At 68.7% G+C, this 217-nt stretch carries 1 protein-coding gene; it reads left to right on the top strand.

The window, feature by feature from the left end:
• A partial coding sequence (locus DD559_RS19290) for a PAS domain-containing protein (protein ID WP_116471038.1) occupies nucleotides 1-217 on the top strand: 217 nt, incomplete at both ends.

The following is a 217-nucleotide window of genomic DNA, read 5'->3' as shown; positions in this document are numbered from 1 at the left end:
GGTCGCGGCGGACCGCGAGCAGGCGCTGATGGGCCAGCGCGAGCGCGAAGAGCGGCTGCAACTGGTGACGGACGCCGTGCCCGGCCTGATCGCCTATATCGACAAGGAGCATCGCTACCGCTTCGCCAATCGCCGCTACGCGGAATGGTTCGGCCTGCCGACGGGGACGATCCTCGGCCGGCATTTGCGCGAGGTGCTTGGGGAAGCCGCGTTCGAT

The organism is Sphingomonas pokkalii (genome assembly GCF_003096275.1).
GTDB lineage: Bacteria > Pseudomonadota > Alphaproteobacteria > Sphingomonadales > Sphingomonadaceae > Sphingomonas > Sphingomonas pokkalii.
This window is presented reverse-complemented; position numbering and strand designations above follow the sequence as displayed.